The sequence below is a fragment of the Gordonia sp. NPDC003422 genome (genome assembly GCF_053588675.1).
In genome coordinates this window covers 18,083-27,419 of record NZ_JBSFQL010000001.1, presented here as the reverse complement: position 1 = coordinate 27,419, position 9,337 = coordinate 18,083, and the positions used below count along the sequence as shown (strand labels likewise).

Here is a 9,337-nt window from a genome sequence, read left to right as displayed (position 1 = left end):
CGGGTTGAGCCGGATCGGCGGGAGGACACGACACGGTCACAAATTCACATCAGTCACATCTGCCACTGCAGTAACGGCAGTCGCGTAGGTAGCATATTAGATGTGGCGGAGGTCGAATTTCACTGTGAAATAGGCAACAATTGCCACGAGAGCGATCGCAACATCCGAATGAATGACAGACTGGTGCGTCAACAGGCTCACATGCAGCAAGGGCCGGGGCGAGGGAAATTATGAGAGATTCTGCCTACTCGTGGGAGCAACAGCGCACACGGGCCATCATCGACCAGGTGTTCGCCAAGGCTGACCTGACCCCGAGTCTCACTGCGGTGCGACACAGCGGACAGGCCGCGACCTATGGCGCGCTCGCCGAGGCGCTGACCCGCTACGAACAGGTCGCGTCGAAACACTCCATCAACGCCGAAGCCGCTCTGCCGGCGTCCGTGCTGCACTGCCTGCCCAACGTCGGCAAGCTGGGTTCGCCGGATGCGGTTGCCGGAGCCCTCGGTGAGATCCTCAGCTGGCTGGGCCGCGACGTCCCGCGGGGCGACGAGGGACGCGGCCACCTGCGCGCCGTCGGCTGACGAAGAACCACAGACCAACAAGAAGCGGGGCCCGATGTCGATCGGGCCCCGCTTCTTTGCTGTTGAAGCTCAGCCGCCGTGCTGTGCACCTTGGGCGGCGAGCGCGTTGACCGCCTCGGTGGACAGCTTCCACTTGCCGTCGACCTTGACGTAGGTCAGCGTCATCGGCGCGCCGTCGGGCATCGGGATGTGCGGGCTCTTCACCGCGATGTCGACCTTGGCCTGGTTGTCGCCGTCCTTCGAGACGTTCTTCACCGTGAAGGTGTAACCGGCGGCCGAGGCGCTCTTGGCGAAGGCCTGCATCGCGGGGACGTTCGCCGGGTTGCTGGTGTCGACGACGGTCGCGAGGTCGGCGGCCGACGTATTCGGGTTGGTGGCCTTGTCGAGGATGTTCTGGGCGTCGCTGACGCGCAGGCCGATGACGGCGTCGGCGACCTGGCTGCTCACCGACTGCGCGACGCTGGTGACCTTGCTGCCTGCCTGGTCCACCGCGCTGCTGGCGGCGTTCTTGGCGGCCTGCTGGTCTTCCTCCGTGCAGCCCACGACGACGAACAGGGCGGTGCCGGCCAGTGTTGCGGCGGCGATGGACTTGCGAAGCTTCATTGCGACTCCTGTGGTTCGGGTAAGCCAACACTAACGCGTCCTCGGTGCCGGACTTGCACGCGGGAATCAAACGGACCACGGTCCGGTTAGGTAGGGTGACAGCCACAAATTCAGGAGGCGCGAGATGCAATTCGGACTGTTCAGCGTCAGCGACATCACCGTCGATCCCACCACCGGCATCGAGCCGACCGAGTACGAGCGGATCAAGGCGATCGTCGCCATCGCCAAGAAGGCCGAGGACATCGGTCTGGACGTCTTCGCCATCGGCGAGCACCACAACCGGCCGTTCTTCTCGTCGTCACCGACGACGACCCTGGCCTACATCGCGGCGCAGACCTCGACCCTGCAATTGAGCACGGCCACCACGTTGATCACCACCAACGACCCGGTGAAGATTGCCGAGGACTTCGCGATGCTGCAGCACCTGGCCGACGGTCGCGTCGACCTGATGCTCGGCCGCGGCAACACCGGGCCGGTCTACCCATGGTTCGGGCAGGACATCCGGCAGGGCATCCCGCTGGCCATCGAGAACTACCACCTGCTGCATCGTCTGTGGACGGAGGACGTGGTCGACTGGAAGGGACAGTTCCGTACCCCGCTGACCTCGTTCACCTCGACCCCGCGTCCGCTCGACGACGTGGCGCCGTTCGTGTGGCACGGATCGATTCGGAGTCCGGAGATCGCCGAGCAGGCCGCCTACTACGGCGACGGCTTCTTCGCGAACAACATCTTCTGGCCCAAGGAGCACTTCCAGCGCCTCATCGGGTTCTACCGCGAACGCTACGAGCACTACGGCCACGGCCAGGCCGATCAGGCCATCGTCGGACTCGGTGGTCAGTTCTTCATGCGTAAGAACTCGCAGGACGCGGTCCGCGAGTTCCGGCCGTACTTCGACAACGCACCGGTGTACGGACACGGTCCGTCGCTGGAGGAGTTCACCGACGAGACCCCGCTGACAGTCGGCAGCCCGCAGGAGTTCCTGGACAAGACCCTGAGCTTCCGCGAGAGCTTCGGCGACTACCAGCGTCAGCTGTTCCTCGTCGACCATGCCGGGTTGCCGCTCAAGACGGTGCTCGAGCAGTTGGATCTGCTCGGCGAGGTGCTGCCCGACCTGCGGGCCGGCTTCGAGGCGGGCCGCCCGGCGCACGTGCCGGACGCCCCGACCCACGCATCGCTGGTCGCGGCGCGCGACGCCAAGGCTGCTGCCGCGGATGTCGCCCAGGATGCCGAGGAGGTCGACGCATGACTCGGGTTGTCGCAGTCAACGGCGGTCTCGGTGATCCGTCGTCGACCAGGTTGCTGGTGGACCGGATCGCAGAGGCGGTCGGGGCGCGACTCGGTGGCGGGGCGAAGGTCGAGATCATCGACCTGCGCGAGGCCGCCGTCGACATCCCGCGGTCGATGACGACGGGGTTCGCGTCGGGCGCCGCACGCGACGGCGTCGACGCGGTGGAATCGGCCGACGCGCTGATCGTCGCGTCGCCGGTCTTCAACGCGTCCTACAGCGGTCTGTTCAAGTCGTTCTTCGACCTGGTCGACGTCGAGGCGATGGCCGGCAAACCCGTCCTCATCGGGGCCACCGGCGGTAGCCCCCGACATTCGATGGTGCTCGACCACGCGATGCGCCCGCTGTTCTCGTATCTGCGCAGCGTCGTCGTGCCGACGGCCATCTACGCGGCCGCCGAGGACTGGGCCCCGACCTCCGGTGACACCGCCACGCTGTCGGGTCGAATCGACCGCGCCGCAGGCGAACTCGTCGCACTCCTGGGCGTACCCGCGCCGGAGTCGCCGGCACCGGTCGTCGACAAGGTCGAGCGTCGCCAGATGGCCACCGAGGCTGCCGGTATCGCGAATTTTGCTCGGCTGCTGGGTAATTCGACTCCCGCCGGCTAGGGCGTGTTTCCCGAGGTCAAGCGCGGCCGGGGGTGTTCTGGCGCGGCTTGAGATGCGAGTGGGGGAGTGCCGGTGCCGGAAGGTGCTGGATGTCGCCGTCGTACCCGTGGACCTGGCCGAAGCGTTCGCTGTGCGCCATCCACTCGTCGCGGTAACCGACAATGTCGTCGTGGGTGCGACCGATGAAGTTCCACCACATGATGATGTCCTCGCCGAGTGGCTCTCCGCCCAGGAGGATCACCCGGCCCGGTTTCTCCGATCGGTTGGTCAGGGAGATTCTCGACGCCCCGAGTCCCACGTACCCCATCTCCGTGCGCTCCAGCGTCGTGTCGCCGGCTTCATTGATCGCGAATGTGCCCGTGTCCACGAGGATTCCGTGTTCGAATTCGGTCTTCACCGCGATGTCGAGCGACGCGCCCGGCTCGAAGACGAGTTCGGCCCCGAGGAGTGGAGTGAAGGTGTGTACCGGTGAGACAGACCCGAACAGGTCGCCGAGAAACACCTTGACGTCGACGCCGTCGCGTCGCAGTGTCTCCGGCGCGTAGTGGGCGAAATCGCGTGCGGTGTCCATGCTTTCGGCGGGCAGTGCGACCCACAGCTGGACTCCGTGCAGCACAGTGGTCTCCGGCGTCGACACCTCGGTGTGTGCGATCCCGTGCCCGGCGGTCATCAGGTTGATCTCGCCGGGCCGGACCATCGCGTGATTGCCCATGGTGTCCCGATGCTCGATCTCGCCGGTGAAAAGCCAACTCACCGTTTGCAATCCGGTGTGCGGGTGGGGTGGGACGTCCATCCCGCCGGTCACCGATACATCGTCGGGTCCATAGTGATCGGCAAAGCACCACGCGCCGACGAGGGATCGGCTGCGCTGGGGGAGGGTTCGATGAACGGTCATCGCCCGTGGACCACCGAGCGGCACGTCACGTGCCGTGAGTACCTCGACCGTGATGGCCCCGTCCGCCGTCGACGCCTGGGGGTCCTCGTCGGAGTGGCAGTCGATCTCGGCCGGGCTGGTCTCGAGGTTGCTCATCGCGCTCCCTTGTGCTGTGGCAGCAGGGCTGCGCTGCCACAGCCGAGTCTAGGCCGTCACGACTGCCTCACGCTCCGACGACGGCCGCGTCCTCGAAGGTCATGGTGATCTTGCCGACCGACGAACTCATCAACGCACGCCGGCCGAGATTCAGCGACCGCAGTTCGTCGGCGATCGCGCCGTCGCCCAGGACGAGGCGCGCGCCGCCGAGTCGGGTGCGGGTGCCCGTCGTCGACGTCAGCCGCCAGGGCGTCACCCGCAGGACGTCGTCGAGCTGGGAGTACGCGTTGAGCACGGTGTCGGCTGCCGAACTCGGGACCGGAAGTCCGCGTCGCACCCGGAGATCGACCTCGAGCCGGCCATCGGTGCTCACCCGTCCGTGTTTGATTGCCGAGTCATGGTCCACGTCGAACTCGGCCAGTGTCTTGGGGAATCCCCAGATGCCGCGACCGGCAGCGAGGGTGAACTCGCCGTCGACGGGGAGTCGGTGGATCAGGGCCCGCGCGTCGCCGCGCATGAGCTTGCGCAGCGCGTCGAGGCGGGATGCGGGAGGTGTGGTGGGGTCCTCGACCAGGAAGCACACGCCGAACTCGTTGTAGGGGCCCAGATCGCCGTCGATGTAGTCGACGAAGACGAGCATGCACAGCGCCCGGTTGGCGCGGATCCGCAGCGGCCGGAGCGAGCCCGGTGACGGGGCGGCCGAATCGATGGCACGTTGCACCGCGTCGGCATCCGCGGTGTACCCGGCGACGAAGCATCGCGCGTTGCGAATGTCGACCGGCATCGTCACAGGGGTGCCCAGGACGTCATGAGTGGGCGGTGCGGTCACACGTTTCTCCTCGCCGGCGCAGGCCGTTGTCGAAGGAATGAGAACGTGTTCTAGTTTGGCATATTTTGGCCCCGGCGGGTGTGAGAATGCTGCGGTTCGCATCGAGACCTGGCTCCCCGTCGGGCCGTGTCCACAAAAGTGTGGACATGCGAGAGAACCGTACTTGACCTGCGCAAATACATCTGAAACGGTCAACGGTGTCGGTTGTTCAGCCGACGTCTGAGTCGTGGGCTAACGTACCTGTGAGTTTGGCCTATTCAACCTGTGAGCGCGGTGAGCGTCACCGCGGTACTGGGCGAGATGCCGGATTCGAGAAAGGGGGCGTCGGTGACAGACGAGGACGCGCTGACGCCATTGCGTGTCGGCATGGTCGACGACCATCGATCGCCGATCTGGGGGATCGAGCGAGTCCTCGATTCGGTCCCCGACATCGACCTCGTGTGCGCGGCGCCCACCGTCGCCGACGTCCTGGACGAGAAGCCGTTGGACGTCGTTCTCCTCGATCTGCGACTCGACGACGGCACCACACCGCGCGAGAACGTCACCACGCTGACCGAACACGGCATCGCCACCGTCGTCTACACCTCCGGTGAGGATCCGTCGCTGCTCCGGTCGGCGGCACGGGCGGGAGTCCTCGGCATCGTCCTCAAATCGGCCGACGAATCGATGATCGTCGACGCCATCCGCGCGGCATCGCAGGGCCGGGAGGTCCTCACCACCGAATGGGCTGCCGCCATCGACGGCGACCCCGAACTGGCCGCGGTGGACCTGTCTCCTCAACTGCAGAATGTCCTGGCCCTGTACGCATCCGGCGAGACCTCGGTACGGGTGGGGGAGATGTTGGGGGTCTCGGCCGAGACCGTCAACGAATACCTCAAACGCATCAGGCAGAAGTACGCCGACGCGGGCCGGCCCACCAAGACCAAGATCGACATGTTCAAACGCGCCATCGAAGACGGGTGGCTGCCCGTCCCGCAACGCAGGCGCCCCCGACAACCGGCCCGGGAGAAGTGACGGATGCCCACCGAACCAGCGAGTGGTCCCCCTTTCTGGGTCTACCACCCGGCCAACCGGACACCTAGCGTAGTCAGCACATCGCTTGTGATGCGAGAGATGTGCCCCCCGGAGAAGTTCCGACCGCAGCCCGCTGCGCTCGGATCGACTCGCAACTCTCGTATGAAGAAAGGGATCAACCAGTGACGGCGAGTACGGAATTGCCTCACGACGGCGCGGAACCGATCCGACCCGTCGTCTCCACCGGAGGAAGTGCTTCGCCGGTTCGCACCCCGGTGATCCGGCACAACGGGGTGACCCGTCTCGCCGACTATCGGCACCCGGGTGAAGCGGTGCCTGCGCCGCTGCCGCGGCCGAATCTCTCCGACCGCGAGGTCGAGGTGCTGCTTGCCTGGCTCGCGGCAGAGTCGAAGGAGGAGGCCGCCGGCCGACTCTTCATCTCGGCGTCGACGGTGAGTACCCACCTCGCCCGGATTCGCGCCAAATACACCGGCGTCGGACGGACGGCGCCCACCAAGACCCACCTGTTCGCGCGGGCACTCCAGGACGGTTACACCAGCCTCGACCGCTGGTGATCTGATTGTCACCGGGCCTCATGGCCGGCAAGCAACGGAGCACGTCGCCCGGCAGGCCGCCGCAAGAAAGTAGGGGAAGAAGCTTCTTCCCCTATCCTTGGTGTCTTCCCCCAGAAATTTCTAGCGGAAGACTATGAACCCCGGGGAAGAAGTTCTTCCCCTAGATTTTGCGGCACCGCGCTGACGCATTTCCCCAGCTCAGTGACTTCCTCACACCGCAGGCAGCAGGGATGACTCCGCGCACCTCACCGTAGATCGCGTGCGAGCTTGGGCCAGGTGTTGTGCAGGTCGTCCTCCCAGTAGCCCCACGAGTGGGTTCCGTTCGGGCGGAAGTTGACCTGGAACGGGATGTTCAACTGACGCAGACGCTGCGCCATCTGCCGCGTGCAGATGTCGATCGCAACCTCGATGCCGCCACCGAGCAAGGCCTGATTGGCGAGCGTGAACGGGTCGCCCTGGATCGACTTGTCGGAGAGTTGCTCATGTTGACCCGGGAGTCCGTTGCCGGTGGTCATGTACACCTTGGTGCCGCGTAGGCGCTCGGCATTCAGGTACGGGTCGTTGGCGCGCCAGCCGGGCCCGTTGAGCGGGCCCCACATGTTGACCATGTTGCCGCCGCCGCGGTCGGACACGACCATGCGGATGTACTGCTGCCCGACGGGGTCGCTGGTCCGGGCGCAGCCGCTGAACCCGGCCACCGAGCGGTAGAGCTTCGGCGCGGAGATGGCCAGGTTGAGCACCGAGGTGCCGGCCATCGAGATGCCGGCGAGTGCGTTGACCCGCGTGGTCGGGAACCGCTTGTCGATCAGCGGCGGCAGTTCCTTGGTCAGGAAGGTCGTCCACTTGTTGCGGCCGAGGACCGGGTCGTCGCGGAACCAGTCGGTGTAGTACGAGAAGGCGCCGCCGATGGGCGTCACCACATACACGTTCTTGTCGGCGAAGTAGCGCTTGTAGTTGGTGCGTGCGTCCCAGGTGGCCGAGTCCTCGCCGCCGCCGGCGCCGTTGAGCAGGTACAGCACCGGCCGCGGGCGGGAGCGATCACGCGGCATGAGGACGGTGACGGGGATCGATCGGCCCATCGACGCCGAGTACACGATCAGCGTCACCTGCTGCCGGTCGTCGTTGTAGGTGGCCGTGATGCGCGACGAGGGCGCCGCGTCCGCCTGAGCAAGGCCGATGGTGCCGGCACCGAAGGCGGCCATCGCCACGACGATCGACAGCAGTGCTGTCCATCGCAGCGTCAGCCGCGACCCGATCTCATTCCGCACCGTCATCTCACACGCACCGTCATCTCACAAACCTGGAACCACACGAGCTTCCGACCACCCGTACCCGGGCACTTCCCGCCAGTGTATGCACGCCGATCGGTCACAACGGGATCTGGGCGAGGATAGGGGTCGTGGGCTGCGGCGATCCGCCACCGGGTTCGATGGTGACCGCCAAGACCTTCGACGATCCGAGTTCGTTGACGACCACCGGGGCCTGCGGACCGGTTCCGGGAATCAGGCCGGCCGAGACCGGGTTCTCGGTCTTGCCGACGAGCCACAACTGGAAGGTCTGGTCGGACGCGATCGGGTTGGTGGTGTCACGCAGCAGGGTCACCGCGCGATTCTGCGACTTCGAGTACACCACCGAGATCCGGCCCCGATCGTCGGCCAGATCGGTGAACGACACCGTCGCGTCCGGCGCGCTCAGCACCTCGGAGATCTGCTGCTGGGCCTCCGTCGAAGCGACCGGCGGCGCCGGCTCCGGTGCAGTGGTGCGGCCGATGAGGACGCCCGCGCCCAGCGCCACCGCGACGACGACCGCTGCCGCCGCGAGCGCGGCCGCGATCCGGCCCCGGTTCGGCGACCGCAAGGGAGTGACGTTCTCAGGGAGCGAGGTGACCGGCTCCTCGGCGGGCGTCGCGTTGTCCGGGGCCGGGCCGGCGAAGACGCGGTCGAGAACCCGGGACCGCAGGTCCTCGGGTGCGGTGAGAGCGTAGGAGCTCGCCATTCCGGCGATGGCCTGCTGGGTTTCGGTGATCCGGCCGTCGTAGATGGCCCTCTGCACGCCAGGAAGTGCGTCGAGGTCCTGCTCCACCCGAGCCGTCTCGTCGCGCGTCAGCACATCCACGGCGTACAACTCGATGTGGTCGTCGAGCCAATCGGTGTCCGGGGAATCCGGTGCGTCGTTGTCACTCATCGGCTTCGCTCCGGAGGCAGTTCTTCAACCGTCGCAATCCGTCACGGATGCGTGACTTGATGGTCGGCAGCGGAGTCGAGGTCTCCTGGGCCACCTCGGGGTAGCTCAGGCCGTTGAAATACGACATCTCGATGCTGCGGCGTTGCAGGTCGGTGAGCTCGTCGAGGCAGGTCCGCAGTGAGGCGGCCTCATCCCGATCGACCACGATCTCCAGCGGAACCGCTTGCGGCGGAGCCACATTCGACGCGCCGTAGTCGGCGATCTTGCGATGCTGGAGTTCCTCGGACCGCACTCGGTCCACGGCCCGCCGATGCGCGATGGTCATCATCCAGGTGATCACCGAGCCGCGCGCGGGATGGTACTCGGGGGCCTTCTGCCAGTACTGCAGGTAGGCCTCCTGCACGATCTCCTCGGCGTAGTGCCGGTCCCGCACGATCCGGAACGCGAGGCCGTAGATGCGCGAACTCGTGCGGTCGTAGAGGGTGGCGAAGGCGGCGCGGTCGCCACCGGCCGCGCCCGACAGCAATGTCGCCAGGTCATCGGCATCCCTGTCCGACCGGGAACCCGAATGGGCTGATCCTCGGCTGGATGTCACGCCCCCACGGTAGCCAACCCGTGCGGGTTCTAT

Annotated in this window: 11 protein-coding genes; 5 read left to right on the top strand and 6 right to left on the bottom strand. The window is 66.3% G+C overall.

The annotated features are described in order from the left end of the window. Window positions 1-230 precede the first annotated feature (230 nt). Window positions 231-581: a hypothetical protein gene (locus ACWDTF_RS00100; RefSeq protein WP_449753829.1), complete on the top strand. Its 351-nt coding sequence runs from the start codon at window positions 231-233 to the stop codon at window positions 579-581. 69 nt (window positions 582-650) lie between these two features. Here the strand turns inward: ACWDTF_RS00100 and ACWDTF_RS00095 are convergent, their stop codons facing one another. Next, window positions 651-1,184, bottom strand: coding sequence for a DUF4878 domain-containing protein (locus tag ACWDTF_RS00095; RefSeq protein WP_449753828.1), 534 nt, complete (start codon window positions 1,182-1,184; stop codon window positions 651-653). A 124-nt stretch (window positions 1,185-1,308) separates the two neighbouring features. On the opposite strand from ACWDTF_RS00095, the gene ACWDTF_RS00090 reads away from it, so the two are divergent. Both ACWDTF_RS00090 and ACWDTF_RS00085 read left to right on the top strand, forming a co-directional pair. Continuing rightward, a complete protein-coding gene (locus tag ACWDTF_RS00090; RefSeq protein ID WP_449753827.1) occupies window positions 1,309-2,430 on the top strand; it encodes an LLM class flavin-dependent oxidoreductase in 1,122 nt (373 codons plus the stop codon). Beyond that, window positions 2,427-3,077: a CE1759 family FMN reductase gene (locus ACWDTF_RS00085; RefSeq protein WP_449753826.1), complete on the top strand. Its 651-nt coding sequence runs from the start codon at window positions 2,427-2,429 to the stop codon at window positions 3,075-3,077. The genes ACWDTF_RS00090 and ACWDTF_RS00085 overlap by 4 nt, the downstream gene beginning before the upstream one ends. Before the next feature lie 16 nt (window positions 3,078-3,093). Here ACWDTF_RS00085 and ACWDTF_RS00080 read toward each other — a convergent pair whose 3' ends face one another. Then, on the bottom strand, window positions 3,094-4,107 hold the full coding sequence (locus ACWDTF_RS00080; RefSeq protein ID WP_449753825.1) for a pirin family protein: 1,014 nt from the start codon (window positions 4,105-4,107) through the stop codon (window positions 3,094-3,096). Between the two features lie 67 nt (window positions 4,108-4,174). Further along, window positions 4,175-4,936 (bottom strand): acetoacetate decarboxylase family protein, encoded by a 762-nt coding sequence (locus tag ACWDTF_RS00075; RefSeq protein ID WP_449753824.1) that lies wholly within the window; start codon window positions 4,934-4,936, stop codon window positions 4,175-4,177. Window positions 4,937-5,302: 366 nt separating this feature from the next. Here ACWDTF_RS00075 and ACWDTF_RS00070 point away from each other — a divergent pair, with 366 nt between their 5' ends. After that, window positions 5,303-5,950 carry a DNA-binding response regulator gene (locus tag ACWDTF_RS00070; RefSeq protein ID WP_449753885.1) on the top strand — a complete coding sequence of 216 codons (648 nt, stop codon included), beginning with the start codon at window positions 5,303-5,305 and terminating at the stop codon, window positions 5,948-5,950. 224 nt (window positions 5,951-6,174) lie between these two features. Beyond that, window positions 6,175-6,525, top strand: a complete 351-nt coding sequence (locus ACWDTF_RS00065) for a response regulator transcription factor (RefSeq protein WP_449753884.1) — start codon at window positions 6,175-6,177, stop codon at window positions 6,523-6,525. A 245-nt stretch (window positions 6,526-6,770) separates the two neighbouring features. On the opposite strand, the gene ACWDTF_RS00060 is transcribed toward ACWDTF_RS00065, so the two are convergent. The 3 genes from ACWDTF_RS00060 to sigK all read right to left on the bottom strand — a co-directional run bounded on the left by ACWDTF_RS00060 (window position 6,771) and on the right by sigK (window position 9,304). After that, window positions 6,771-7,727: an alpha/beta hydrolase-fold protein gene (locus ACWDTF_RS00060; RefSeq protein WP_433259599.1), complete on the bottom strand. Its 957-nt coding sequence runs from the start codon at window positions 7,725-7,727 to the stop codon at window positions 6,771-6,773. A gap of 166 nt (window positions 7,728-7,893) precedes the next feature. Then, a complete protein-coding gene (locus ACWDTF_RS00055) occupies window positions 7,894-8,709 on the bottom strand; it encodes an anti-sigma factor (RefSeq protein WP_355275952.1) in 816 nt (271 codons plus the stop codon). After that, window positions 8,702-9,304: an ECF RNA polymerase sigma factor SigK gene (gene sigK / locus ACWDTF_RS00050; RefSeq protein ID WP_355275954.1), complete on the bottom strand. Its 603-nt coding sequence runs from the start codon at window positions 9,302-9,304 to the stop codon at window positions 8,702-8,704. The genes ACWDTF_RS00055 and sigK overlap by 8 nt, the downstream gene beginning before the upstream one ends. Window positions 9,305-9,337 lie beyond the last annotated feature (33 nt).